The organism is Pseudooceanicola sp., assembly GCF_029213205.1.
GTDB lineage: Bacteria > Pseudomonadota > Alphaproteobacteria > Rhodobacterales > Rhodobacteraceae > Pseudooceanicola.
In genome coordinates, this window is the sequence record NZ_JARGNH010000014.1 from 1 (window position 1) to 24,038 (window position 24,038).

The 24,038-nt window shown below is 65.2% G+C and carries 23 protein-coding genes; 14 read left to right on the forward strand and 9 right to left on the reverse strand.

The window, feature by feature from the left end; translation table 11 throughout:
- Positions 1-203 precede the first annotated feature (203 nt).
- From P1U48_RS11560 to P1U48_RS11580, 5 genes are read left to right on the forward strand one after another with little or no spacing between them, the layout of a single operon-like run.
- The gene (locus P1U48_RS11560) at positions 204-1,049 is read left to right on the forward strand and encodes an ABC transporter permease (RefSeq protein ID WP_301069146.1); all 846 of its coding nucleotides are present in this window, start codon (positions 204-206) and stop codon (positions 1,047-1,049) included.
- Entirely contained in the window at positions 1,046-1,831 is a 786-nt protein-coding gene (locus P1U48_RS11565) for an ABC transporter ATP-binding protein (RefSeq protein ID WP_301069148.1), read from the forward strand. The genes P1U48_RS11560 and P1U48_RS11565 overlap by 4 nt, the downstream gene beginning before the upstream one ends.
- Before the next feature lie 2 nt (positions 1,832-1,833).
- Positions 1,834-2,715, forward strand: coding sequence for a carbon-nitrogen hydrolase family protein (locus P1U48_RS11570; RefSeq protein WP_301069150.1), 882 nt, complete (start codon positions 1,834-1,836; stop codon positions 2,713-2,715).
- A complete protein-coding gene (locus P1U48_RS11575; protein WP_301069151.1) occupies positions 2,703-4,241 on the forward strand; it encodes an amidohydrolase family protein in 1,539 nt (512 codons plus the stop codon). The genes P1U48_RS11570 and P1U48_RS11575 overlap by 13 nt, the downstream gene beginning before the upstream one ends.
- 59 nt (positions 4,242-4,300) lie before the next feature.
- Positions 4,301-5,044 (forward strand): aspartate/glutamate racemase family protein, encoded by a 744-nt coding sequence (locus tag P1U48_RS11580; protein ID WP_301069152.1) that lies wholly within the window; start codon positions 4,301-4,303, stop codon positions 5,042-5,044.
- Positions 5,045-5,049: 5 nt separating this feature from the next.
- On the opposite strand, the gene P1U48_RS11585 is transcribed toward P1U48_RS11580, so the two are convergent.
- On the reverse strand, positions 5,050-5,763 hold the full coding sequence (locus P1U48_RS11585; RefSeq protein WP_301069153.1) for a GntR family transcriptional regulator: 714 nt from the start codon (positions 5,761-5,763) through the stop codon (positions 5,050-5,052).
- Positions 5,764-5,933: 170 nt separating this feature from the next.
- Between P1U48_RS11585 and P1U48_RS11590 the strand changes: the two genes are divergently transcribed.
- Genes P1U48_RS11590 through P1U48_RS11600 form a run of 3 tightly spaced genes read left to right on the forward strand, consistent with a single transcriptional unit; the run spans position 5,934 to position 8,942 of the window.
- Positions 5,934-7,253, forward strand: a complete 1,320-nt coding sequence (locus tag P1U48_RS11590) for an amidase (RefSeq protein ID WP_301069154.1) — start codon at positions 5,934-5,936, stop codon at positions 7,251-7,253.
- Positions 7,254-8,507 (forward strand): Zn-dependent hydrolase, encoded by a 1,254-nt coding sequence (locus P1U48_RS11595; RefSeq protein ID WP_301069155.1) that lies wholly within the window; start codon positions 7,254-7,256, stop codon positions 8,505-8,507.
- Between the two features lie 21 nt (positions 8,508-8,528).
- Entirely contained in the window at positions 8,529-8,942 is a 414-nt protein-coding gene (locus tag P1U48_RS11600) for a DUF3830 family protein (protein ID WP_301069156.1), read from the forward strand.
- Between the two features lie 10 nt (positions 8,943-8,952).
- On the opposite strand, the gene P1U48_RS11605 is transcribed toward P1U48_RS11600, so the two are convergent.
- Together P1U48_RS11605 and P1U48_RS11610 are read right to left on the reverse strand one after the other, a co-directional pair.
- Positions 8,953-9,729 carry an aspartate/glutamate racemase family protein gene (locus P1U48_RS11605; RefSeq protein WP_301069157.1) on the reverse strand — a complete coding sequence of 259 codons (777 nt, stop codon included), beginning with the start codon at positions 9,727-9,729 and terminating at the stop codon, positions 8,953-8,955.
- A 388-nt stretch (positions 9,730-10,117) separates the two neighbouring features.
- Complete coding sequence (locus P1U48_RS11610) at positions 10,118-11,935, reverse strand: ABC transporter ATP-binding protein/permease (RefSeq protein ID WP_301069158.1); 1,818 nt, start codon at positions 11,933-11,935, stop codon at positions 10,118-10,120.
- Between the two features lie 89 nt (positions 11,936-12,024).
- Here P1U48_RS11610 and P1U48_RS11615 point away from each other — a divergent pair, with 89 nt between their 5' ends.
- A complete protein-coding gene (locus P1U48_RS11615) occupies positions 12,025-12,354 on the forward strand; it encodes a metalloregulator ArsR/SmtB family transcription factor (RefSeq protein WP_301069159.1) in 330 nt (109 codons plus the stop codon).
- Here P1U48_RS11615 and P1U48_RS11620 read toward each other — a convergent pair.
- Entirely contained in the window at positions 12,351-13,880 is a 1,530-nt protein-coding gene (locus P1U48_RS11620; protein WP_301069160.1) for a LysM peptidoglycan-binding domain-containing protein, read from the reverse strand. The two genes, P1U48_RS11615 and P1U48_RS11620, sit on opposite strands and share 4 nt — an antisense overlap.
- Before the next feature lie 148 nt (positions 13,881-14,028).
- Here P1U48_RS11620 and P1U48_RS11625 point away from each other — a divergent pair, with 148 nt between their 5' ends.
- Both P1U48_RS11625 and P1U48_RS11630 read left to right on the forward strand, forming a co-directional pair.
- Positions 14,029-14,586, forward strand: coding sequence for a TIGR00730 family Rossman fold protein (locus P1U48_RS11625; RefSeq protein ID WP_301069162.1), 558 nt, complete (start codon positions 14,029-14,031; stop codon positions 14,584-14,586).
- 97 nt (positions 14,587-14,683) lie between these two features.
- A complete protein-coding gene (locus P1U48_RS11630) occupies positions 14,684-15,844 on the forward strand; it encodes an NAD(P)/FAD-dependent oxidoreductase (RefSeq protein WP_301069163.1) in 1,161 nt (386 codons plus the stop codon).
- Positions 15,845-15,873: 29 nt separating this feature from the next.
- On the opposite strand, the gene P1U48_RS11635 is transcribed toward P1U48_RS11630, so the two are convergent.
- From P1U48_RS11635 to P1U48_RS11655, 5 genes are all read right to left on the reverse strand, one after another.
- On the reverse strand, positions 15,874-16,473 hold the full coding sequence (locus tag P1U48_RS11635) for a superoxide dismutase (RefSeq protein WP_301069164.1): 600 nt from the start codon (positions 16,471-16,473) through the stop codon (positions 15,874-15,876).
- Positions 16,474-16,581: 108 nt separating this feature from the next.
- Positions 16,582-17,157 carry a sarcosine oxidase subunit gamma family protein gene (locus tag P1U48_RS11640; RefSeq protein WP_301069165.1) on the reverse strand — a complete coding sequence of 192 codons (576 nt, stop codon included), beginning with the start codon at positions 17,155-17,157 and terminating at the stop codon, positions 16,582-16,584.
- Positions 17,150-20,170, reverse strand: coding sequence for a sarcosine oxidase subunit alpha family protein (locus P1U48_RS11645; RefSeq protein WP_301069166.1), 3,021 nt, complete (start codon positions 20,168-20,170; stop codon positions 17,150-17,152). The genes P1U48_RS11640 and P1U48_RS11645 overlap by 8 nt, the downstream gene beginning before the upstream one ends.
- An 82-nt stretch (positions 20,171-20,252) precedes the next feature.
- Positions 20,253-20,582, reverse strand: coding sequence for a sarcosine oxidase subunit delta (locus tag P1U48_RS11650; protein ID WP_301069167.1), 330 nt, complete (start codon positions 20,580-20,582; stop codon positions 20,253-20,255).
- 82 nt (positions 20,583-20,664) lie between these two features.
- Positions 20,665-21,909 (reverse strand): sarcosine oxidase subunit beta family protein, encoded by a 1,245-nt coding sequence (locus P1U48_RS11655; RefSeq protein ID WP_301069169.1) that lies wholly within the window; start codon positions 21,907-21,909, stop codon positions 20,665-20,667.
- A gap of 189 nt (positions 21,910-22,098) precedes the next feature.
- On the opposite strand from P1U48_RS11655, the gene ccmI reads away from it, so the two are divergent.
- From ccmI to P1U48_RS11670, 3 genes are read left to right on the forward strand one after another with little or no spacing between them, the layout of a single operon-like run.
- The gene (ccmI, locus tag P1U48_RS11660) at positions 22,099-23,319 is read left to right on the forward strand and encodes a c-type cytochrome biogenesis protein CcmI (RefSeq protein WP_301069170.1); all 1,221 of its coding nucleotides are present in this window, start codon (positions 22,099-22,101) and stop codon (positions 23,317-23,319) included.
- The gene (gene ruvX / locus P1U48_RS11665; protein WP_301069171.1) at positions 23,316-23,792 is read left to right on the forward strand and encodes a Holliday junction resolvase RuvX; all 477 of its coding nucleotides are present in this window, start codon (positions 23,316-23,318) and stop codon (positions 23,790-23,792) included. The genes ccmI and ruvX overlap by 4 nt, the downstream gene beginning before the upstream one ends.
- On the forward strand, positions 23,789-24,028 hold the full coding sequence (locus tag P1U48_RS11670; protein ID WP_301069172.1) for a DUF1289 domain-containing protein: 240 nt from the start codon (positions 23,789-23,791) through the stop codon (positions 24,026-24,028). Before ruvX ends, P1U48_RS11670 begins: the two co-directional genes overlap by 4 nt.
- The last annotated feature ends 10 nt before the right edge of the window (positions 24,029-24,038 follow it).

Here is a 24,038-nt window from a genome sequence, read left to right on the forward strand (position 1 = left end):
CATAAAAAGCGCCAATCGGCGAGGATCAATGTGATCATCCGGGACGGAACACCTAATGGAAGCGGTGATTTCGGAAAACCAATCGCTCTACGACTCGCTCAAGCTCAAGTCGGCTTGAACCGACGCTGCGGGCTCCTGCCCCTCCGTCTCCAAGCCATGCCACCCACGGGTGGCATGGCCCCTCTTTCCTTCGAGTAGAGTATATGAGCACGAAAAAGAAATGGGCCGAAAAGCAGGCGGAGTTCACCTGGGGAATTGCTTCGCTCTCCCTGTTCGCTGGGCTGTGGGAACTGGTCTGGGCCCTGGGCTGGGCCAATCCCCTGTTGCTGCCGCCACCGCATATATTCTTGTCGGACATACCCGGCACCCTGAAGTTCTTTGACACCTCCAACCAAATCGGCGCGATCGGCGCCGGCGGTGGTGTGATCGCATTGCTGACCACGATCGCCTGGACCACCTTTCGCGTCATGGTCGGGCTATTCATCGGCTTTGTGCTCGGCGTCGCCTCCGGGGCGCTGGTTCGCTACTTCGAACCGGTGCGGAAACTGTTCATGCCGCTGGTCAGCCTGCTGGCGCCGATCTCGCCGGTCGCCTGGTTGCCGGTTTCGATCTTTCTGTTTGGCATTGGGAACGTTCCTGCGATCTTCCTGGTCTTCATCACCGTCTATTTCGCCATCCTGCTCTCGACCCAGAACCAGATCGAAACCGTGCCGGTGAACTACCTGCACCTGGCACGGATCATGGGCGCATCGCGCTGGCAGACATTCTCTCGCGTGGTGCTGCCAGCCATCCTGCCGGGGCTATTCATGACGCTGCGACTGAACCTCTTCGCCGCTTGGATGGTGGTGCTGATCGCTGAGGCGATCGGCGTCGGCAGCGGGCTGGGCCAGATCGTTTCCGTGGCCCGTTCGACCTTCAACGCCAAGCTGGTGTTCTTCACCATGGGTGTGATCGGTATCGCCGGTTTCACGTTCGATTACGCCCTACGCCAAATCCAGCACAAGGTTTTGTGGTGGGTACAGACCAACAACGGAGGGTCGTCGAAATGAACGCCAGTATCGCATGTAAAAACGTCTCGAAGACCTGGCCTGCGGATCGCGATGAGGATCAGGTCGAGGCGCTTCGCTTTGTCAATTTCGACGTCGCCCCGGGCGAGTTCATCATCCTTCTCGGCCCCTCGGGCTGCGGCAAGTCTACCCTGCTCTACATGATCGCCGGGCTCGAACACCCGACATCCGGCAGCGTCTTGGCCCACGGCACGGCAGTCGACAAGCCCGATGCTGACCGAATCCTGATCTTCCAGGAGGCATCTCTGTTTCCCTGGCTGACGGTGGCTGAAAATGTCTCTTTCGGGCTGTCCTTGCAGGGCGCCTCAAAGGACGAACGGCGGCAGAAGGCCGAGGAATTGCTGCAAGAGGTCGGCCTGGCGGCAAGCGCCGACAAGCGACCCGACCAGCTCTCGGGCGGCATGCGACAGCGGGTGGCGGTGGCGCGCGCCTTGGCGATGCGGCCCAGCATCCTGATGATGGACGAGCCATTTGCCGCGCTCGACGTTCAAACCAGGTCAAAGATGCAGGGTTTCCTGCAACAGATCTGGCGCGAAAGTGGCGCCTCGGTGGTTCTGGTGACCCATTCCATCGAAGAGGCGATCGCTTTGGCTGACCGGGTGGTCGTCTTCACCGCCCGGCCCGGAAAAGTGAAGGAAATCGTGCCGATCGACTTGCCGCGGCCACGCAATCCGCGCGATCCGGCTTTCCGCGACCTGCAGGATCATTTGGCCGATCTCCTGGCGGAAGAGGTCGATAACGCCTTCGAGCAGCAGGAGTTGTAGCGGTGACTGCGTCCAGTTTGAACGTCGCCGCACTGCACCTGCCACCGGTGCCGCTCGGTGCCGTGCCGATGCCCGAAATCGCACAGCCGTATCTTGACCAGGCGGCAGCGCGCGGGGCGCAGTTGGTGCTGTTGCCCGAAATCTTTGCCTGGCCCTTTTTCGGCGCCTGCCCGCCAGCCGATTGGCTCCATGCTGCCGAGCCGCTCGACGGGCCGACTGTCGGCTGGGCAGCGCGGCAGGCGACGCGGCTAGGCGTTTCGCTGCTGGTGCCCTTTGTTCAGGAAAGGCCGGACGGGAAACCACGCAACGCCGTTGCCTTCGTTTCGCCTGCGCGGCCGCCGGAGTTGGTGGCCCAGAAGATTCACCTGCCCCCCCGCGGCACCGCCCGCTATGGGGAAAGCGACCACTTCTCGCCCGGCCCGCCCATTGTGCGCTGTGTAGAGATTGCCGGGTTTTCGATCGCAGTCTTCATCTGTTTCGACCGTCGCTTCCCCGAGGTTTGGCGCGCCGCGCGCGCCGCTGGGGCGGACATGATTGCCTGCCCGGTCTCTGGCCCGGCAGACGAACCCGAGGATTTCTTTCTGACCGAGCTGCGGACCCATGCGCGAGAGAACGGCCTCTACGCTTTGACCGCAGGCCGGACCGGAAACGAAACGATGCCCAATGCGAACAGCTTTCACCACAACGCACCGACTGCGCTGGTCCGGCCCGACGGTTCGGTTGCCAGGGTTCTGGAAGCAGAGGCGGCACCGGGCGTCATCTACGATGTCATCGCGGCGCGCGAAATCGAACGCGCCCGCAGCCAACGACCTCATTTTGAAATGAGGCGCACCATCCGGGGCGACACTGCCCCGCAAGAAGGACGGAAAGAATGTCTGAACTGATTATCGAGGCGAAATGGATTGTCTGCGGCGTTGTCGATCGCGACAGCGTCGAAATTCTTGAGGATGCGGCGGTGCTGCAGCGTGACGGGATCATCGTTGGCTTCGGCTCGGCCGCCGCGCTCCAGGCGCAGGCACCCGAAGCCGAGGTTCGCCGCTACCCGCATCACATGGTGCTGCCTGGCTTCGTCAACAGCCACCACCATGTCGGCCTGACACCGCTCCAACTCGGCTCGCCGGATTTCCCTCTCGAAATGTGGTTCGCCAGCCGCATCCCGGCACGGTCGATCGACCTGTATCTCGACACGCTGTACTCCGCCTTTGAAATGATTTCTTCCGGTATCACCACGGTTCAGCACATCCACGGCTGGATGCGCGGTGGCTACGAGGTGATCGAGTCCGGCGCGCGCCAGGTGTGCAGCGCCTATCGCGATATCGGTATGCGGGCCTCCTACAGCTTCGCCATGCGTGAACAGAACCGGCTGGTCTACGAGGCTGACGAGGCGTTCTGTGCCCGTCTGCCAAAAGACCTGGGCGAACAGCTGGCCGTTTTCCTCAAGGCCCAGACCTTGGATCTCGAGGACAATTTCAAGCTTTTCGACCGCCTGACCGCCGACAATGCCGACGAAGGGCGTGTGGCGATCCAGCTGGCCCCGGCCAACCTTCACTGGTGTTCGGATGACAGCCTGGTGGCACTGGCGGAGAAGTCCCGCTCGGCGAATGTCCCAATGCACATGCATGTGCTCGAAACCGCCTACCAGAAAGAATATGCGCGTCGGCGCACCGGCAAGACGGCGGTGCGGCATCTTCACGACCTCGGGGTGCTGGGGCCGAACATGACCATGGGGCACAGTGTCTGGGTGACCGAAGAGGATCTCGAGATCGCCGCCCATACCGGCACCTGCGTCTGCCACAACTGCTCGTCCAATTTCCGCCTGCGTAGCGGCGTGGCGCCGCTGAACAGCTTTGCCCAAAAGGGGCTGACGGTGGCGATGGGGCTGGATGAGGCCGGAATCAACGACGACCGCGATATGCTGCAGGAGATGCGGCTGGTGCTGCGGGCCCACCGCACGCCTGGTATGGAGGACGATGTCCCGACCTGCCCGCAGGTGCTGCGCATGGCGACCGAGCACGGCGCCCTGACCACCGCTTTCGGCGCCACCATCGGCAAGCTTGAAGCCGGGCGACATTTCGATGCCGTGGTGATCGACTGGAACAAGGCGACCTATCCCTACCAGGACGACGACATCCCGCCGCTTGACGTGGTAATCCAGCGGGCCAAGACCCAGGATGTCACAGCCGTGTTCTGCGACGGCGAGGCGATCTACGAGGACGGCCGCTTTACCCGGGTCGACCGCGACGCGGTGCTGGAAGAGATTGCCGAGACGCTGGCCAAGCCGCGCACGGCAGAAGACCTGGCGCGGCGCGCGCTGGGCCATCAGGTGCTGCCGCACGTAAAGAGCTTTTACGACAATTATACCAACGAAGAGACCCGGGTGCCGTTCTACACGCCGTCCTCGCGGGTCTAATCACGCGAAACAGAATGACAGGAAAGGCGCCCCCGCTCACGCGGGGGCGACGGGATGACATGCGCCTTCTTCTACTGAACGGAAACACCACCACCGCGATGACCGATCTATGCGCCGTCACAGCCCGAAGGGTGGCGCGGACAGGCACCGAGATCGTGCCGCTGACCGCATCCGAGGGCTCCGCGGTGATCACCACCAGGACCGAGAACGCCCTCGCCGAGGGACCGCTGCTGGAACTGCTTGCCAAACATGGCGACGGCGCCGAAGGTGTCTTGGTCGCGGTGTCCTTCGATACCGCGCTTGCGCCGCTGCGCGAGGCCGCGCGGGTGCCGGTCGTCGGCATGACCGAGGCGGCGCTGCATGTCGCCGCGCTGCTGGGCGGGCCGATCGGCTTTGTCGGGCCAGGCCTGCGCGCCCGCAACATCTATCGCGACGTCATCATCCAGAGCGGATTGAGCGACCGGGTGACCGGGATCGCGACGCTCGACCTAACGCCCGAAGAATACCTCTCGCCCGAAGCCACCTGTGACCGGATCGTCGCTGCGGCGCAGACACAAATCGCAGAAGGCGCCGAGAGCATCGTCCTGGCCGGCGCGGCGATGGCAGGCATGCAGCAGGCGGTGCAGGAAGCGCTGCCGGTTCCCGTGGTCGAGGGCATCGCCGCGGCTGTCGTGCTGCTCGAAGGTCTGGTCGATCTGGCCCCGCGCAAGCCTGAGACCGGCAGCTATGCAAGGCTGCCGCCGCGTGACGTCACTCAGCGTTCACACGCACTCGCCGGGTTGTTCCGGCCCGGGCCGCGATGAGCACGTTACAGGCGCGTCATCTCGGCCCCGTCGCGCCACTTGCGAACCTCATCGCGCAGCACGGCTTCGAGATCGCTCTTCACCGGGGTCGTCGCCGTCGGCTTGAACCGTCGTTCGACCTTCAGCAGATGCGCGGCCATCGCATCAGCTGCGGCCGGCCCGTCGCGCTCTTCGATCGCATCGCAGATCCCGCGATGCTCGCTGATGCTGGTGTGGTGTTGCAGCGTGGCATCGAAATAGCTGTCCAGCATGATGGTGCGGATCAGCAATTCCTGCATCTGGCGGATGATGAAATCGTTCGCAGTCAGCTTGGCGAGTTCCAAATGGAACCCGCCGGACAGTCGATTCGAGGTCGCCAAGTCGCGCCCCAAAGCCGCATCTTCGATCTCGACATGGGCCTTGAGCCTGGCGAGATCCGTGTTGCTCGCGGTTTCGACGACCGACAGAACGATTCCGGTCTCGACGACGCGGCGGGCCTCGTAAAGCTGTCTGGTTTCGTCCAGCCCGGCATTGACGACGAAAGCCCCGCGATTGGGGATGAGGTCGATCAGCCGCTTGTGGCCAAGCTTGTGCAGAATCTTGCGAATTCGTTCCCGCGTGACGCCGAAAACCGCGACGAGTTTCAGTTCTCCCAGTTGCGTACCAGGCGCGAGCCGCGCCGACAGCAGCGTGTTGGTCAGGATCTCGTAAATCGCGTCTTCGTCAATCGTGGGGCACATATCGGAGGGTCTGCTTTGAAGCTTCGTCGGTCACGAATATGCACAATTGTTCACACAGTGAAAGCAACTAGCCACGAAACAGCAAAAACGCAGTTTCAGCTCGTTGACGGCCAAACCGACGCGGGTTGCCGGCCTCACTGCCGTGCTCGCCCGGACACGGAGCACGCATCATGACCGCCAACCAGCTGACCGTCTCGCAGGCCCTCGAACGAATGCGCCGGGGCCTTCTGTCGCCACAGGAACTGCTGACCGATTGTCTCGACCGGATCAGGCAGAAGGAAGACTCGACCCAGGCATGGCTCCATCTTGACGCCGAGGCGGCACAACGGTCTCTGGCCGCGCCGGACAAGGCGGCGGGCCAGCGCCTGCTGCCGGGCATCCCGGTGGGGATCAAGGACATCATCGACGTCCGCGGCATGCCGACCAGTTGCAATTCGCCGGCCAGTTCACACGACGCGGCGACGCGCGACGCGGCCTTCGTCGGACTTCTGCGCGCACAGGACGCGGTGATATTGGGAAAGACGGACACGGTCGAGTTTGCCTCGGGCGGGCGCCGCGCCCGGACCCGCAACCCGCATGATCCCCTGCGGACGCCAGGGGCGTCCTCGTCGGGATCGGCGGCGGCGGTTGCTGATTTCATGGTGCCGCTGGCCTTCGGCACCCAGACGGCGGGCTCGGTCATCCGCCCGGCGGTGTTCTGCGGCATCTACGGCTTCAAGCCCAGCCATGGCGCAATCAGCCTCGAAGGCGTCAAACCCGTCGCGCCCAGCGTCGACACGCTGGGCTGGTTTACGCGCTCCGCGGCTGACCTGGCGCTCGTCGCTGGTGGCCTCGGCCTCGCCCTGCCAGCCGCCACCGCCCCTTCGGTCGGGCTGAAGGGCTTGCGACTGGGGCTGTGTCGCACGCCCTATTGGCACCGCGCCGAGCTGGCCGGACGGGCTGTGCTCGACCGGGTTGCGGATCGCCTCAGCGCGGCCGGGGCGGAGCTGGTCGAGATCACCCTACCCGCGCCGTTCGACGGGCTGGCCGAGGCGCTCGACATCATCAGCCAGGCCGAGGGCGGGCGAGCGCTGCAGACAGAATACGTGACGCAGGGGACGCGTCTGGCCCCGGACTTCCGCCAGCGGGTCGAACAGGCATCTGCCCTCTCCGCCAACGAATTGCTGCCGGCGCTCGACCTCGTGGCGGCCTGCCGTCCCGCCTTTGACGCGCTGTTTCGCGATGGTCCCGACGCGCTGATCACGCTGGCTGCGCCCGGGGTTGCACCGCTGCTGGCCAAGGGGACAGGCGACCCGATCTTCTGCGGGATGTGGACCGCGCTCCATGCGCCAACCCTCGCCATTCCCGCCGGACGAGATCCGACCAGCGGGATGCCCATCGGGATACAGATCGTCGGCGCACGCCAGTCCGACGGGGCATTGCTGGCGCTTGGCGAGTGGATCGCCAAGGTGATAGATCCGGCAGCTTCGCCGGCCCGCGAGGAGAATTGAATGGATGAAACCGAACGCGAGGCCGGCCGCCAGCTGATGCGGCGGTGCGACCAGCTGGCAAGGTTCAGCGAGACGCCGGAGCACCTGACGCGGCGCTTCCTGACCGAACCTTACCGGGCCGCCCTCGACCAGGTGGCCGCCTGGATGCGTGGCGCCGGCATGGAGCCGCACAGCGACGCCGCCGGCAACCTGATCGGTCGTTACGAGGGCCAGCAGCCGGACAAGCCGGTGTTGCTGCTGGGCAGCCATATCGACACTGTTGTTGGTGCCGGGCGCTATGATGGCATGCTGGGCGTTCTGGCCGCGATCGCTTGCGTCGAGCGGATGCAGGCCACGGGCTATCGCCCACAACACCCGGTTGAGGTGATCGTCTTCGGCGACGAAGAGGGCGCCCGGTTCGGCGTCGCGATGATCGGCAGCCGGGCCTTTACCGGAACACTGCCGACAGAATGGCTGGACAAGACCGACGCCAGCGGCATGTCGCTGGCCTGCGCCCTGCGCGCCTACGGGCTCGCGCCCGACCGCCTGGGCGCGGCGCGGCGCGACCCGGCAACGCTGCTTGCCTATCTGGAATTGCATATCGAGCAGGGCACCAGGCTTGAACAGGCAGGTCTCCCGGTGGCCGCAGTCACCCGGATCAGCGCGGTAAAGCGGGCCCGGTTGCGCCTCACCGGGGCGTTGGGTCACGCGGGAACGGTCGCAATGTCCGAACGCCGCGATGCGCTGACCGGGATGGCAGAGGTCGTTCTCGCCGTCGAGGCGCTGGCGCGGCGTGGCGCTTGCATCGCCACCGTCGGCAACGTTACGGCCAAGCCCGGCGCCGCCAATGTCATCGCCGGCCATGCCGAGGCGCTCCTTGATATCCGCGCGCCCGAGAACGCGGCGCTGGAGGCCGCGTTGGCCGAGTTGACCACCACCGGCCAGGCCATTGCGACCCGCCGCGGCCTGAGCTTCACCGTCGAGACCTTCTATCATGCCCCGTCGGCCGCCTTCGCGCCCGGGTTGGTCCGGCTGGCCCAGCAGGCTCTGGGCCCTAGGGGGGCCGCCGCACCGGTGTTGATCAGCGCCGCCGGGCACGATGCCGCCATGCTGGCGCCGCTCGTTCCCTCGGTGATGCTTTTCGCCCGCTGCCGCGGCGGCATCTCGCACGCGCCAGAAGAAGAAATCACCGCCGAGGACGCGGCGGCGGCGATCACTGCCTTTTCCACGCTGGTCGATCTGGTAGATCGCGCCGGCCCTGCCGCAACCGTTTAACCACCCGAACTGGAGACACCGATGAAAAAGCTTGAAGTCACCATTGCCAACATTGCCTTCGAGGCAAGGTTTGAAGAGGCTGCCGCCCCGCAGACCGTCGCCGCCTTTCGTGCCCAATTGCCCTTCACCGGAAAAATCGTCCATGTCCGCTGGAGCGGCGAGGCTGTCTGGATCCCGCTGGGCGACAAGGATTTCGGCGTCGCCTACGAGAACCATACCAGCTATCCGGCACCCGGGCAGATCATCCTCTATCCCGGCGGAATCAGCGAGACCGAGATCCTGCTCGCCTATGGCGGGGTGCATTTCGCCAGCCGCATGGGCCAACTGGCGGGCAACCATTTCATCACCCTGACCTCCAATCTCGACAAACTGCCAGAGATCGGTCGCCGAGCTCTGTGGGACGGCGCGCAGGAGATCCGCTTCGAGGAGAAGTAACTGGCCGGCCCTACCGGGCGTGCAGGGCAGCCGGATCGAAACCGGCATAGGCTGGGAATACGCTGCCCCAGCCAGTCACCCGGTTGGGATCGAGGCCGACAAGGCGCATTGTCTGGGCTGCGGTGATCGCGATGCTGTCGATCACCGGAATGCCGACCTCGGCCTCCAGCGCCGCGGCGACCTCTGCGCCACGGAAATTTGTGCAGGTGATCGCGATGGCATCTGGCTCAGCGCGGGCGACGCGGCGCACCATGTCGGCGACCTGGTCGGGCGCGTAGCTGCCGAAAGAGAAGTTGCCACGATCCTCCAGCCGCTGATCCGCAACCACTTCGATCCCGGCCGCATTGTAATTCTCGATAATGCGGTCCTGGATCTCGGACAGGTAGGGCGTGACGAGGCCGATCCGTCGCACCTTGGAGAGACGGAAATAGTTGTCGAAGGCCAGCATCGTCGACGTTGCGGGAATGCCGGTCGCCTCGGTGATTGCCCGGCACAGGGCGCGGTCTCGGTCGAGGCCAAGCCAACTCGCCGAGGTGCCGTTCCAAGCGATGCAATGCGGGCGGGCCTCGGCCAATAGCCCGGCGGCCTCAAGGATCGGCGCAATCTCGAACTGGCTCTGCGACGCGCCTGACAGCGAGATCTCGACGACCCGGAAACGGCTGAAATGCACGCTGCCGGCCTCACCGAAAGGCGCGAACATGGCGGCGCTATAGGGTTCGAGCACCGTGTTGGAAGAGGGGGTGAGCATCCCGACGCGGCGATGATCTGTGGGTTGGTGGGTGGTCATGATGACTCCGCTGAATAACTGAGTGTCAGAGCCCCACCACAGCGAGCATCCCCCGGTTCGGCGTCGGCAGGCATAAGGCTTTTCGCAAGTATCTCCCACCCCCAACGGGAATGTAAATATCGCTCAGTCAACAACCACAGCCCTTTCAGGTCCGACCAAATTGCAACCGTCTTCTTTGAAAGCGGCCTCTGTGCCCTGTCGGGTCTCGATCTGCCCGCACCAGATCGGCAATCCTGGCTCTTGTAAGCCTCATCTGGGACACAAAACAGCATCAATGCCCAGAACGCCGCAGTCAGAAAAGATTGTGTTTCAAATGGGTGCGATGCCCCCGATGCCTCCGGCGGGAGTATTTGCAGAAAGCTGAAGACAGGGGCCTTATACAGGGGCCTTATGCGGCCTCTTCGGCCTGTTGGCGTGACCACAGCTGGGCGTAGCGGCCGTTGCGGGAAATCAGATCGGTATGGGTGCCCTCTTCGACGATCTGGCCGTTTTCCAGCACCACGATCCGGTCGGCATCGGCAATGGTGGAAAGACGGTGGGCGATCATCAGCACCGTGCGTCCCTGCCCGGCCCGGGCCAGGGCTGACTGGATGTCGCGCTCGGTCTCGGTGTCGAGCGCCGAGGTCGCCTCGTCCAGCAGCAGGATCGGCGGGTTTTTCAGCAGGGTGCGGGCGATGCCGACCCGTTGCTTTTCGCCGCCCGACAGTTTCAGCCCGCGCTCGCCGACCTTGGACTCATAACCTTCCGGCAATGTCAGGATGAAATCGTGGATCTGGGCGGCCTTGGCCGCCGCCTCGATCTCGGCCTGGGTGGCGTCGGCTCGGCCATAGGCGATGTTGTAGCGGATGGTGTCGTTGAACAGCACCGTGTCCTGCGGCACCACGCCAATCGCATCATGCAGGCTGGTCTGGGTGACATCGCGCAGATCCTGACCGTCGATCCGGAGGGCGCCGCCGGTCACATCATAGAACCGGAACAACAGCCGGCCGATGGTCGATTTCCCCGAGCCCGAGGCGCCGACAATCGCCACCTTCTGCCCGGCGCCAATGCGGATCGAGACCCCTTTCAGGATCGCCCTGGCGGATTCGTAATCGAAATAGACATCGTCCAGAACCACCTCGCCGCCGCTGACCTTGAGCGCCGGGGCCCCCGGCTTGTCGGTGACCTCAGGCGGTTGATCCAGCAGGGTGAACATCTCGGCCATATCGACCAGCGCCTGGCGGATTTCACGGTAGACCGTGCCGAGAAAGTTCAGCGGCATGGTGATCTGGATCATATAGGCGTTGACCATGACGAAATCGCCGACCGTCAGCGCCCCGGATTGCACCCCCATCGCCGCCATCACCATCACCCCGACCAGCCCGGCGGTGATCAGCACCGATTGCCCGGCGTTGAGGAAGGCCAGCGAATAGGCGGTCTTCAGCGCCGCATTTTCATACGCCGCCATCGCCACGTCATAGCGCGCCGCCTCGCGGGATTCGGCGCCAAAATATTTAACGGTTTCAAAGTTCAGCAGACTGTCGATCGCCTTTTGATTGGCGTCGGTGTCCTGGTCGTTCATCTCTTTGCGCAGTTTTACCCGCCATTCGGTGACCTTGAAGGTAAAGGCGACATAGGCGGCCACCGTCACCACCACCACCATCAGATAGCGGATGTCGAACACCAGCCAGAGGATCACCGCCACCAGCGCCAGTTCCAGGATCAACGGCCCCATCGACAGCAGCATGAAGCGCAGCAGGAAATCGACGCCCTTGACCCCGCGTTCGATGATCCGGCTGAGGCCGCCGGTGCGCCGGGTGATGTGATAGCGCATTGAAAGCCGGTGAATATGCGCGAAGGTCTCAAGCGCCAGCTTGCGCAGGGCGCGCTGCCCGACCCGGGCAAAGATCACGTCGCGCAATTGCTGAAACCCGACATTCAGCGCCCGCGCCACGCCATAGGCCACGGTCAGCCCGACGGCGCCCAGCACCAGCACCTTGTCGGCATTGTCGCCGGTACCGGCCAGCGCATCGACCGCCGCCTTGAAGAAGAACGGTGTCACCACCGCCACCAGTTTCGCCGCCAGCAGCGCCACCAGCGACCAGACCACCCGGCGTTTGACCCAAGGCTCATCCGCCGGCCAGAGATAGGGCCAGACCCGGGCAACGATGGCGCGGCCGTTATCCGGCATCTCGGTGGTGGTGATGGTGGTCCTGCCTCGGCGCATGCGCGGCCCCTCTTTCGCCCCGGACTTGCCGGATCGGGCGATCCGCGGTATCAGGGGATATTGTTCAATATTTCATGAGTAGTTAAACAATGGACCGGAGTCCAGCCCTCGCCGCCCTGTCGGCCCTGGCCCATGACACCAGGCTGGAGATCGTGCGCTTGCTGGTGCGCGGCGGTGACTGCGGCTTGGCGGCAGGCGAGATTTCCCGTGCCGTCAGCGTTTCGGCCTCTGGCCTGTCCTTTCATCTGCGCCATCTGGAACAGGCCGGTCTGGTCACTGCCCGGCCGGATGGCCGCCGGGTGATCTATAGCCTGGACCGGGCCCGGATCGGGGCGCTGATCAATTATCTGCTCAGCGATTGCTGTGCCGACGATCCCGAGGTGCGGGCCTGCTGCCTGCGCCCCTTGAACCTGCCTTAGGGCACTTTGAAGATCTGACCGGGATAGATCAGATCGGGGTCGCGGATGCGGTCGCGATTGGCCTCGTAGACCTTGAGATATTGCACCCCGTCGCCAAAGTTCTCCCGGGCAATCGCCCATAGGGTAAAGCCGGGCTGCACCGTCACCTGCATCACCCCGTTCTTCATCTGCGCCTTCAGCGCGTCACGCACGGCGGTCTCATCCTCGCGCTCGAACGGGGTTTCGGCGCGCGAGCGGACCGTGCCATCCTCGTCGATCTCATCGACCCGCAGCGCATAGACGCCCTTGTCGACATCCGGCAGATCGGTGCGCCAGCTGCCGTCCTTGCCGATGCGGCTGTCGATCACCTGGGTGTTGTTGAGATAGATGCGCACCACCCGGTCCGGGCTGCCACGTCCGCTGAGCTCGACATCGCCCTGATCGGAATAGGAGATCGTATCGAGCGAGACCTCGTCCATCACCTCGGGCGGGACATCGCCGGCTTGCAGGATGCGGGTCTTGTCCTCGCCAGCCAGAATCACCGTCGGCGGCAGTGCCGGGGCGGGTGTGCTGGGCTGATCGGCGGCCTCAACCGGCTTGGTCGGGGTCGCAGGCGCGGCGCCGTCGGGGGCCAGGCTGTCTGCGGCCGGGCTGACCGGGGCGCTGTCGGGTGCGGCGGCCACGGCGGCGGGTTCGACAGGGGCCTCGCCGGCGCCGGGGCGCGGCGCGCTGCCGGTGTCGGCGGCGGCGGTGGCATCGGCATCCGCCGGGCGGTCCGGCGCGGCGGCGACCTCGACCGGGTCGGCGCCGGGCATCGCCGGGATGTTGCCGGGTTCGGCGGGCGTGGGCAGAGCATCGACCGCAGCGGCGGCGGTTTTTGGCGGTGTCGCACTGGCCGGGGCCGTGTCCTTGGTCGCTGCGGCGGCAGCGGTTTCGACCGGGCTGCGCGGCGCCAGGATCACCCGGTCGGTCGAGGCCACCGGCCCTTCACCACCGGGACCAAACATCGCCAGGGTCAGAACCTGCGGCACATCAGCCAGCGGCAGCGACAGGAAGGTGGCGAATTTGCCATCGCCCCCGGTCATTTCGCGCGCCAGTTCGTTGCCATCCAGCTGCACCGCGATCCGCCAGCCCGGCGCCCCCTGCCCGGCAATCAGGGCCGAACCATCGGCCTCGACCCGGACCACGTCAAAGGTCGGCGGGCCGGGCAGCGACGCCGGTTCCGGCGCGGGCGCGGCATCGGGCGCGGGGCTCGGGTCTGCCGCGGCCTCGGCGACGGGGGGGGCCGGCGTCTCGGCGGGGGTCGCAACCGGATCCGGCGCGCCATCGGCATTGGCAACCGGGGGTGTTTCAGGTGTCGGACCCGGTTTGGGATCGGCAGCGGGCGCATCCGCCTCGGGCGGCGTTGCGGCCAGCAGCGGCGCGGGGTCCTCCACATTACGCCCGGTCAATTCGGGATAGGCAACAAGGACGCCAACCGCGCCCGCCACGACGACAACGGCGGCAGCCGCTACAGGCCATCCGCCAATGGCTGCCAGTTTGCTCATCTTTTATCCCCTGCCTGCGACACAATCCTCGTCCCGCGGTTGAGCCGGTATATCAACAAGGCTAACAGGGGTCAAAAGCATGTTCCATCCCCCAGCCACGGGCCAGCTCCGGCCCGTTACCGATACCAAGCCAGAGGGAAAATCCATAATGACAAAGCTCTCCATCTGCGTGTTCTGCGGGTCGCGCAGCGGCACCCGCCCCACCTATGCCCGCGCCGCCGAGGATCTGGGCGGCAGGATCGCCGAGGCTGGCTGGCGGTTGGTCTATGGTGCCGGTGATGTCGGGCTGATGGGGCTGACCGCCCGCGCCGCGCAAACCGCGGGGGGCGACACCTTTGGGGTGATCCCGGTGCATCTGCTGAGCCGGGAAGTCGGCAAGCGCGACCTGACCCGCTTTGTGATCACCGAAACCATGCATGAGCGCAAGAAGGTGATGTTCATGAATTCCGACGCGCTGGTGGTGCTGCCGGGTGGCGCCGGATCGCTGGACGAATTCTTTGAGGTGCTGACCTGGCGCCAACTCGGCCTGCATGACAAGCCGATCGTGCTGCTGAACATCGATGATTATTGGCAGCCGCTGCGCGCCCTGATCGATCATGTGATCGCCGAAGGCTTTGCTGATGCCTCGCTCAGCACGCTGGTGCAGAGCGTTGACGACGTCCCGGCCTTGATGACGCTTCTCGACGCGCAGCTGCACCAGGGCTGACCCGCCTGCCCGGCGACCCGAAATCATTTGCCGCAAGAACCGGTGGTCGTTACGTTGGCACGGCTGCGATCGGCGACGGCAAAGAGATGTGATCATCATGGATGCAATCATTGTAGGCGCCGGTCCCGCCGGGCTCGCCTCGGCGGCGATGCTGAAACGGCAGGGCTTTCATCCCATCGTTCTGGAGCGCAGCGATCAAGTCGGATCGGCCTGGCGCAGCCATTACGACCGGCTGCATCTGCACACCCATCGCACCCGCTCTGGCCTGCCCGGCCACCCGATGCCAAAGACCTATCCACGCTACCCCTCACGGGCGCAGGTGGTGAGCTATCTTGAGGATTACGCCAGAAATTTCGGCATCCGACCATTGTTTGAATCCGAAGTGACCTCGGTGCATCAGGACCAGGGCTGGAGCGTCAAGGCGGGTGGCAAGACCCATCGCGCCAAGGTCGTCGTCATCGCCTCTGGCCCGACAACCACGCCATTCAGCGCCAGTTGGCCGGGGCTGGACAGCTTTCCCGGTGAGGTCATACATTCCTCTGAGTACCGCAACCCGGCAGCGTTCATCGACAAACAGGTGCTGGTGGTCGGCTTTGGCAATTCCGGCGGCGAGATCGCGATTGATCTGGTCGACAAGGGCATCCCGACTGCGCTGTCGGTGCGCGGCCCGGTCAATGTGATCCCGCAAGAGGTGTTCGGCATTCCGACCACCTCGCTGGTCTTTCTGCAAACCCTGTTCTCGCCCGCCATCGCCGATGCGCTGACCGCGCCGGTGATCCGCGCCTTTACCGGCGATATAGAAAAACTCGGGCTGCAACAGGCCGACAAGGGGCCGGTGCGCCAGGTCCTCGAGGATGGCCGGGTGCCGTTGATCGACATCGGCACCCTGGCGCGGCTGCGCGACGGGCGGCTGGTGTTGCGGCGCGGGATCGACAAGATCGAGGAGCGCAAAGTGGTGTTCAGCGATGGCCAGAGCGACGAGTATGACGCGATCCTGATGGCCACCGGCTATCGGGTCGATCTGCGCCAGATGCTGCCTGATGCCCATGACCTGCTGTCGCCCGAGGGCGCACCGCTGAACAGCGGCGCCGCCAGCGGCCGCGATGGGTTGTTCTTTTGCAGCTTTCGCCAATCCCCGATGGGTCAGCTTTACGCCATGGGCCAGGAGGCGCAGGCGATTGCCGCGGCGGCGGTGGCCCATACAAATCGCCCCGGCGCGGCGGAGGCCGAACCGGGGCGGTCAGATGCGCTGGTCTGACCCTTTGACAGGTCAGACATGATCAGCCGTCAAAGGCGACCGGCGACGTTTTCCCAATCGACCAGCTTGTCGAGGAAGTTCGACAGATAGGCCGGACGCTTGTTGCGGAAATCGATGTAATAGGAATGCTCCCAGACATCGCAGCCGAGCAACGCGGTCTGGCCAAAGCACAACGGGTTGACGCCGTTCTCGGTCTTGGTGACCTTCAGGCTGCCGTCCTTGTCCTTGACCAGCCAGCACCAGCCCGATCCGAATTGTCCGGCACCGGCGGCGGCGAATTGGGTCTTGAATTCGGCAACCGAACCAAAGGCCTCGGTCAGCGCTTTTTCCAGATTGCCCGGCATCGTTTTGCCGCCCGGCCCCATCATTTCCCAGAACTGGGTGTGGTTCCAGTGCTGCGAGGCGTTGTTGAAGATGCCGTTCTGGGCCACCGCGCCGGACTGGTAGGTGCCCTTGACGATCTCTTCGACCGATTTGCCTTCCCATTCAGAGCCTTTGACCAGGTTGTTGCCGTTGTCGACATAGGCCTTGTGGTGCAGGTCGTGGTGGTATTCCAGAGTCTCGCGCGACATGCCAAGATCGGCAAGTGCGTCATGGGCATACGGAAGATCGGGGAGTTCGAAAGCCATCGGATTGTCCTTTCGGGATGGGTCAGAGGGTTCTGCCCCTAGATGTGACGGCAGGGCGCCCAAGGTCAAGGCCCGAACCCGAATTCACCGCAAGCAGCGCCTTGCTGGCTACGCGTAATGGCCGACCGTGCCCGCCGGATCGGCGGCGTTCGACAGGGCCGAAAACGCATACTCAGCCACCGAGCGAAAACAGATCAGCCCGAAATCACCCGCGCCCGCGCACCAGAAGGCGGCGGGCACCTGGGCCAGGCGGCTGCGTCGGAAACTGCCCGCCGGAAACGCCTTGGCCGAAAAATCGACCGGCGCCAGCTTGGCCAGCGTGTCGCGCACCGCCGCATCCGCGCCGCTGACCCGGATCATCGCCCTGGCATCGCTGACATCCAGTGCCAAATGATGCGCGCTCGCCAAATCCTTGGCGATCCGCTCCAGCGCCCGGGGCACCCGGTCGGCGGGCAGCACCAGCAGCAATTCATCCGGCGACATCCAGGCCAGCATCCCGTCACCGGCCAGTTCGACCCGACCCCGGCCCGGCATCGCGGTGCCGGTCAGCCCGGTGGTGACATTGCGCATCGTCGCGGTCGAGATATCGCCGCGCAGGGTGATCATCCCGCGCCGTGGCAGCTCGGCAACCTGCACCAGCCCGTCATAGGATTTGCCCAGCAGCGGCGTCAGGAGCTCAGACATTCTGTTTCTCCCCGTCCTTGTCAAAAAACACCGGATCGACGATCCGCGCCGACACCCGGCCGCCATCCAATTGGCCGAACTCGATCACCTCGCCTTGCCGGTCCGGCCCGTTCAGCACCAGCCCCATGGCAATCCCGCGTCCCAGCGTCGGCGAATGATAGGTCGAGGTGACCCGCCCGATGGTCACCGCCTGGCCGTTGGCATTGACCCCCGCGCCCAGCGCATAGGCGCCCTCTGGCAAGACCGAGCCGTCAAGGGTTTCCAGCCCGACCAGTTTCCACCGGTTCGGGTCCGTCATATGGCTGCGCGCCTGCGCCCGTTTGCCGAGGTAATCGGTTTTCTTCTTTGAAATCGCCCAATCCAGCCCCAGGTCCTGCGGGATAACTGTACCGTCAGTCTCGTCGCCGATCATGATAAAGCCCTTTTCGGCGCGCATCACATGCAACGCCTCGGTGCCATAGGGCATCATGCCGAGCGGTGCCCCGGCCTCCAGCAGCCGGTCCCAGAGCGCCTGCCCTTGCGAGGCCGGCACCGCGATTTCGTAAGACAGCTCGCCGGAAAAGCTGATCCGGTAGATCCGCGCCTTGATCCCGGCGACCTCGCGATCCGCCCAGGCCATGAACGGAAAGGTTTGACTTTCCATGCCCTCTGCCCCCAACGATTCGATCACTTCGCGGGCCTTCGGGCCGACCACCGCGATCTGGGCATAGTGTTCGGTGACATTGGCGGTATAGACCTGCCAGTCCCACCATTCGGTCTGCAGCCATTCCTCCATATGCGCGTGGATCCGCTCGGCGCCGCCGGTGGTGGTGTGGCAGAGGAAGGTGTCGTCATCCCAGCGCGCCACCACACCATCGTCGATGAGAAAGCCGTTTTCGCTGCACATCAGCCCATAGCGGCATTTTCCCGGTTTCAGGCTCGACATCATGTTGGTGTAGAGCATGTCGAGGAACCGCCCCGCATCCGGCCCCTTGACCACGATCTTGCCCAGCGTCGAGGCATCGAGCAGCCCGACCCCACCGCGCACCTGGGTGATCTCACGCGCCACCGCCTCGGCGTGGCTTTCGCCGTCCTGCGGATAGCAATAGGGGCGACGCCAATGGCCAACCGGCTCCCACTGCGCGCCGTTTGCCTGGTGCCAGTCGTGCATCGGGGTGCGGCGCAGCGGCTGAAACAGATCGCCGCGCGCCTCACCGGCAATCGCGCCCATGCTGATCGGGGTGTAGGGAGGGCGGAAGGTGGTGGTGCCGACCGCCGGGATCGGCGCGTTCAGACTGCCCGCCAACACCGCCAGACCGTTGATATTGCTCAGCTTACCCTGATCAGTCGCCATCCCGAGGGTGGTATAGCGCTTGGCGTGTTCGACACTTTCAAACCCCTCCTGCGCGGCCAGTTGCACGTCGGACACCTTGACGTCGTTCTGATAATCCAGAAACGCCTTGGCGCGCAGCCCGGAGCCGGCCCCCTGCGGCATCATCCAAACCGGTTCGATCGGCGCCTCAGGCAGGTCGACGATCTCGGGCAGCGGCTGCGCCCTGCCGGATCGGGCGCTGTGGCCGCAGCGTTCGGCAGCCTGCAACCCGGCCTGGTGCGCATTCGCCACCAGCGCGGCCAGGCCGAACTCGCCATCGGCGGCGCCTGCGGCGATCACAAAGGGCAGGCCATCGGCGCCGGTGGCGGCGCGATCGGCGTCGGGGCGGAACATCGCCTGCGCCTCGTCCCAGGTGAGCTTGCCGCCGCAATGCGACCACAGATGCACCACCGGTGACCAGCCACCCGACATTGCCACCGCGTCACAGGGAATGGTTTCCAGCACCGCGCCCTCGCCCGCCTGGGCGCAGATCGCCACCGCGGTGACCCGCTTGCCGCCCAGCACCCTGGCGATGCCGCGGCCGGTCTCGACCCGGATACCGGCGGCACGGGCCTGCGCCGCCAATGCGCCGCCACCACCCGGGCGGGCGTCGAGGATCGCGGGCACCGCAAGGCCCGCCGAATGCAGGGTCAGGGCGCTGCGATAGGCGTCATCATTATTGGTCACCACCAGGGTGCGATCTCCCGGTGACACCGCCCAATTGACCACGTAATCGCGAATCGCTGAGGCCAGCATCACCCCGGGCACATCATTGCCGGCAAAGCTGATCGGCCGCTCGATGGCCCCCGTCGCGGTGATGATCTGTGCCGCGCGGATCCGCCAGAGCCGGTGCCGGGGTCCCGGCGTGCCAGGCGCATGATCGCTGAGCCGCTCATAGCCCAGCACATAGCCGTGATCATAGACCCCCGCGCCCATCATCCGGTTGCGCATCCGCACATTCGGGCGCGCGGCCAGATCGGCCACCAGCGCCGCGCAATGGGCCTCTGCCTCCAGATCGCCGATCTGACCGCCATCGACCGGGGCACGACCGCCCCAATCGGCGCTTTGTTCGAGCACCAGCACCTCGGCGCCGGAGTCGGCGGCGGCCCTGGCGGCGGTCAGCCCGGCAATGCCGCCGCCGATCACCAGCACATCGGTGAAGGCGTAGAAGTGTTCATAGCGATCGGCGTCGCGCGCTGTCGGCGCCCGGCCCAGACCGGCAGATTGGCGGATGATCGGTTCGTAGAGATGTTTCCAGAAGGCGCGCGGCCATTGGAAGGTCTTGTAATAGAATCCCGCGGGAAAGAATTGCGACACCCGCGCATTGACCGCGCCGATGTCGAAATCAAGGCTCGGCCAATGGTTCTGGCTCTGGGCACTCAGACCAGAGAACAACTCCTGCGTCGTGGCGCGCTGGTTGGGTTCGAAAGACCCGCCCGCACCCAGCCCGACCAGGGCATTGGGCTCTTCGCTGCCGCTGGCGATCAGCCCGCGTGGCCGGTGATACTTGAAACTGCGCCCCAGCAGGGTCTGGTTGTTGGCCAGCAGCGCCGAGGCCAGCGTATCCCCCGCCTGACCGCTGAATTGTTTGCCGTTGAAGGTGAAGTCGAGGCGTTTTGATCGGTCGATCAGGCGCCCGCCCTTGGCAAGCCGGGTGCTCATGCTGTGGCCTCCGGCGCGGTGGCACGGCGGGGGGCTGTCTGCCCCCCGCACCCCCCGAGAATATTTCTGGCAAGATGAAGGATCATGATACGCTTTCCTGGGTCCAGCCGGGGCGTTTTTCCGCGATGCGGTCACGGAGCGCCTGTGGCGGCTCCGTGGTCTGCGCCGGGTAGGTGCCGAAGATTTCCAGGGTCTGGGTGCAGCGGGCGGCGTGGAACCACTTGCCGCAGCCGTTGACATGGCGCCAGCGCTCGAAATGCACGCCGCGCGGGTTTTGCCGCTGGAACAGATAGGTTTCGAAATCGCTGTCGGAACTGTCGGGGCCAAAACGTTTGAGATGCGCCTCGCCGCCGCAGTGGAATTCGGTTTCCTCGGCACTCACGCCACAACAGGGGCAGGTCAGGATCAGCATGGTGTCATCCTTTTCTCGGTCAGGCCCGGCTCAGCCGCGAGGGCCGCGCACATCCGTTTGACCAGGGCTTCGGAACCGGCCATCAATGCGCCACCCCCGCCGCCACGCTTTCATCGACAAAGCGGCCCTCGCGGAACCGCTCCAGCCCGAATTCGGCGGTCAGCGGCGAAGCGCCGGTCGCCATCAGCTCGGCAAAGCCCCAGCCGGAGCCGGGGATGGCCTTGAAACCACCGGTGCCCCAGCCGCAATTGATGAAACAGCCGTCGAGCGGGGTTCGTGACAAAATCGGTGAGCGGTCGCCGGTCATGTCGACGATGCCGCCCCATTGCCGCAGCATTTTCAGCCGCGAGATCATCGGGAAGGTTTCGACCAGGGCGCGCACGGTTTCCTCGATATGATGGAACGATCCGCGCTGGGTGTAATTGTTATAGCCATCGGCGCCGCCACCGATCACCATCTCGCCCTTGTCGGATTGGCTCATGTAGCCATGCACGGTGTTGGCCATCACCACCACATCCATGCAGGGCTTGATCGGTTCGGAGACCAGCGCCTGCAGCGCCACGCTTTCAATCGGCAAGCGGAAGCCAGCCATTTCGGCCAGCACCCCGGAATGACCAGCGACCACCATCCCCAGCTTGGCGCAGTCAATCGCGCCCTTGCTGGTCTCAACCCCGGTGACCTTGCCGCCCTCAGAGCGCACCCCGGTCACCTCGCATTGCTGAATGATGTCGATGCCCATCGCCGAACAGGCGCGGGCATAACCCCAGGCCACCGCATCATGGCGCGCGGTGCCGCCGCGTGGCTGCCAGAGCGCACCAAGGACCGGGTAGCGCGGGCCGTCGATATTGATGATCGGGCAAAGCTGCCTGACCCGGTCCGGCCCGACGAATTCGGTTTCGACCCCCTGCAGCGCATTGGCATGGGCGGTGCGCAGATAGCCGCGTTTTTCATGTTCGGTCTGGGCCAGCATCATCACCCCACGCGGGCTGAACATGACATTGTAGTTCAGATCCTGACTGAGGGTCTCATACAGGCTGCGCGCCTTTTCATAGATCGCGGACGAGGAATCCTGCAGGTAGTTCGAACGGATGATCGTGGTGTTGCGCCCGGTGTTGCCGCCGCCGAGCCAGCCCTTTTCCAGCACCGCGACATTGGTGATGCCGTGGTTCTTGCCAAGGTAATAGGCGGTGGCCAACCCGTGGCCCCCGGCCCCGACGATGATCACGTCATAGCGTTTTTTCGGCGCGGGTGCCGCCCAGGCGCGGTCCCAGCCGCTGTGATGGCGCAGCGCCTCGCGAGCGATGGCAAAGGCGGAATAGCGTTTCATCGGCGGCAGGCTCCGTCTGGATCGGGTGGGCCGGGTGGCTGGCCCTGTTCTGAACCCTTAGCGGATTTGTCCGCCGACCGGGAGCGTCATCTCAGATCACACTTGCGACATGGCTTGGCAAGCGCGGGCATTTGGCCTTTTTTGCCGCGGGCGCACGCGCTATGCAATGCGGGTTTAATCGGAGCGCCCATGCTTTTCTGGATCATCGCAGCCGGCCTGTCGGCCAGTGTCGCCGGGCTGATCGGCCTGACGGCGCTGCGCGCGCCATCACGGGTCGCCGGGCCCGGCGGCGCCGATATCCCGGTCTATCGCGCGCAATTGGCCGAGGTCGCGCGGGATCAGGCGCGCGGGGTGATCGGCGCGGACGAGGCCGGGCGGCTGAGCAATGAAATCGCCCGCCGGTTGCTGGCCGCCGATGCAGCGGCTCAGACCGGGGCCGAGTCAGTGACGCGGCGCCTGTCGCCTGGGCTTGTGGCGCTGCTGGCACTCTTGGTGGTCGGCGGCGCACTGGCGCTTTATACGCGGCTGGGCGCGCCGGGCTATGGCGACCTGCCGCTGGCGGACCGGCTGGCAATGGCCGCCGAGCTGCGCGACACCCGCCCCAGCCAGGCTGAGGTCGAGGCAAGCCTGCCGCCGAAGTCGCCTGTCGAGGTGGCCGAGGAATTCCAGACCCTGATGACGCGACTGCGCGATGCGGTGGCCACCAGGCCCGGCGATTTGCAAGGTCACCGGTTGTTGGCCCGCAACGAGGCGTCGCTGGGCAATTTTCGCGCTGCCTATGCCGCGCAGGAACAGGTTCTGATGATCCTGGGCACCACGGCTACGGCGCAGGATTACCTCGATTACGGCGAATACATGATCTATGCGGCGGGCGGCTATGTGTCGCCCAAAGCCGAAAGCGCCCTGCGCGCGGTGCTGAGCCGCGACGCCGAGAACGGTACGGCGCAATATTACCTCGGTGCAATGTGGCGCCAGACCGGGCGTCCGGATCTGGCATTTCGGATCTGGGACCGGCTGTTGCGGACCGGGCCAGAAAACGCCAGCTGGATCGCACCGATCCGCGCGCAGATCGACGAGGCCGCGATGCTGGCCGGGGTCACCTATGAACCGCCGCGCCCGAACGAAAGCCTGGCCGGGCCGAGTGCTGCGGATATCGATGCGGCAGGCGAGATGGATGTGACAGAGCGTCAGGATATGATCCGCGGCATGGTCACCCGGCTGGCAGAGCGACTGGCGACCCAGGGCGGGTCGGCAGCGGAATGGGCACGGCTGATCGGCGCCTACGGGGTGCTGGGAGAGACGGCGCGCGCCCGCACCATCCGCGACGAAGCGCGGCAGGTCTTTGCCGGGCGCAGTGCCGATCTGGCCACCATCGACGCCGCCGCCGCCGAGGCGGGACTGAACGAATGATCCACGACGACATCGCCGATTTCGCCGCCGCGTTGCCGCCGTTCCGGGCGCTGGCCGGGATCGATCTGGGCGACAAGACCATCGGCATAGCGGTGTCGGATGTGACACAGAGCGTCGCCACCCCGCTGAGCACCATCCGGCGCAAGAAATTCACCCCCGATGCCGAGGCGCTGATCGAGATTCTGCGGCAACGCAATATCGGCGGTCTGATCTTTGGCCTGCCGCGCAATATGGACGGCTCCGAAGGGCCGCGCTGTCAGGCGACTCGCGCCTTTGCCCGCAATTTTCAGCGGATCCACGATCTGCCCATCGGGTTCTGGGATGAACGGCTGTCCACCGTCGCCGCCGAGCGGGCGCTGATCGAGGCGGACACCTCGCGACGGCGCCGGGCCGAGGTCATCGATCATGTCGCGGCGGGTTATATCCTGCAGGGGGCGCTGGACCGGCTGCAGCATATGCGGAGTGCGGGATGAGCGACGAGATCTGGCAGCGCGCCGAAATCGCCTCGCCCTGCATCAAGATTTGCCTGATCCACCCGGATGCGGGGCTGTGCACCGGCTGCCTGCGCAGCCGCGATGAAATCACCATGTGGTCGCGCTATTCGGATCAGGAGCGCGCCGCGATCATCGCCGAATTGCCGACCCGCCAGCCGCGGCTCAGCCGCAGGCGCGGTGGTCGCAGCGGTCGGTTGCAGCGGGGCGGTGAATAGGGTCTGAAAC

Excerpts from the sequence above, each read along its gene's own strand:
- P1U48_RS11580 (WP_301069152.1), top strand. The coding sequence starts at position 4,301 with ATGCGCCTTCTTCTACTGAACGGAAACACCACCACCGCGATGACCGAT.
- P1U48_RS11655 (WP_301069169.1), bottom strand. The coding sequence starts at position 21,909 with ATGAAACGCTATTCCGCCTTTGCCATCGCTCGCGAGGCGCTGCGCCAT.
- P1U48_RS11645 (WP_301069166.1), bottom strand. The coding sequence starts at position 20,170 with ATGAGCACCCGGCTTGCCAAGGGCGGGCGCCTGATCGACCGATCAAAA.
- P1U48_RS11620 (WP_301069160.1), bottom strand. The coding sequence starts at position 13,880 with ATGAGCAAACTGGCAGCCATTGGCGGATGGCCTGTAGCGGCTGCCGCC.
- ccmI (WP_301069170.1), top strand. The coding sequence starts at position 22,099 with ATGCTTTTCTGGATCATCGCAGCCGGCCTGTCGGCCAGTGTCGCCGGG.
- ruvX (WP_301069171.1), top strand. The coding sequence starts at position 23,316 with ATGATCCACGACGACATCGCCGATTTCGCCGCCGCGTTGCCGCCGTTC.
- P1U48_RS11635 (WP_301069164.1), bottom strand. The coding sequence starts at position 16,473 with ATGGCTTTCGAACTCCCCGATCTTCCGTATGCCCATGACGCACTTGCC.
- P1U48_RS11610 (WP_301069158.1), bottom strand. The coding sequence starts at position 11,935 with ATGCGCCGAGGCAGGACCACCATCACCACCACCGAGATGCCGGATAAC.
- P1U48_RS11565 (WP_301069148.1), top strand. The coding sequence starts at position 1,046 with ATGAACGCCAGTATCGCATGTAAAAACGTCTCGAAGACCTGGCCTGCG.
- P1U48_RS11630 (WP_301069163.1), top strand. The coding sequence starts at position 14,684 with ATGGATGCAATCATTGTAGGCGCCGGTCCCGCCGGGCTCGCCTCGGCG.
- P1U48_RS11605 (WP_301069157.1), bottom strand. The coding sequence starts at position 9,729 with ATGACCACCCACCAACCCACAGATCATCGCCGCGTCGGGATGCTCACC.
- P1U48_RS11625 (WP_301069162.1), top strand. The coding sequence starts at position 14,029 with ATGACAAAGCTCTCCATCTGCGTGTTCTGCGGGTCGCGCAGCGGCACC.
- P1U48_RS11585 (WP_301069153.1), bottom strand. The coding sequence starts at position 5,763 with ATGTGCCCCACGATTGACGAAGACGCGATTTACGAGATCCTGACCAAC.
- P1U48_RS11640 (WP_301069165.1), bottom strand. The coding sequence starts at position 17,157 with ATGTCTGAGCTCCTGACGCCGCTGCTGGGCAAATCCTATGACGGGCTG.
- P1U48_RS11615 (WP_301069159.1), top strand. The coding sequence starts at position 12,025 with ATGGACCGGAGTCCAGCCCTCGCCGCCCTGTCGGCCCTGGCCCATGAC.
- P1U48_RS11595 (WP_301069155.1), top strand. The coding sequence starts at position 7,254 with ATGGATGAAACCGAACGCGAGGCCGGCCGCCAGCTGATGCGGCGGTGC.
- P1U48_RS11650 (WP_301069167.1), bottom strand. The coding sequence starts at position 20,582 with ATGCTGATCCTGACCTGCCCCTGTTGTGGCGTGAGTGCCGAGGAAACC.
- P1U48_RS11590 (WP_301069154.1), top strand. The coding sequence starts at position 5,934 with ATGACCGCCAACCAGCTGACCGTCTCGCAGGCCCTCGAACGAATGCGC.
- P1U48_RS11560 (WP_301069146.1), top strand. The coding sequence starts at position 204 with ATGAGCACGAAAAAGAAATGGGCCGAAAAGCAGGCGGAGTTCACCTGG.
- P1U48_RS11670 (WP_301069172.1), top strand. The coding sequence starts at position 23,789 with ATGAGCGACGAGATCTGGCAGCGCGCCGAAATCGCCTCGCCCTGCATC.
- P1U48_RS11600 (WP_301069156.1), top strand. The coding sequence starts at position 8,529 with ATGAAAAAGCTTGAAGTCACCATTGCCAACATTGCCTTCGAGGCAAGG.
- P1U48_RS11575 (WP_301069151.1), top strand. The coding sequence starts at position 2,703 with ATGTCTGAACTGATTATCGAGGCGAAATGGATTGTCTGCGGCGTTGTC.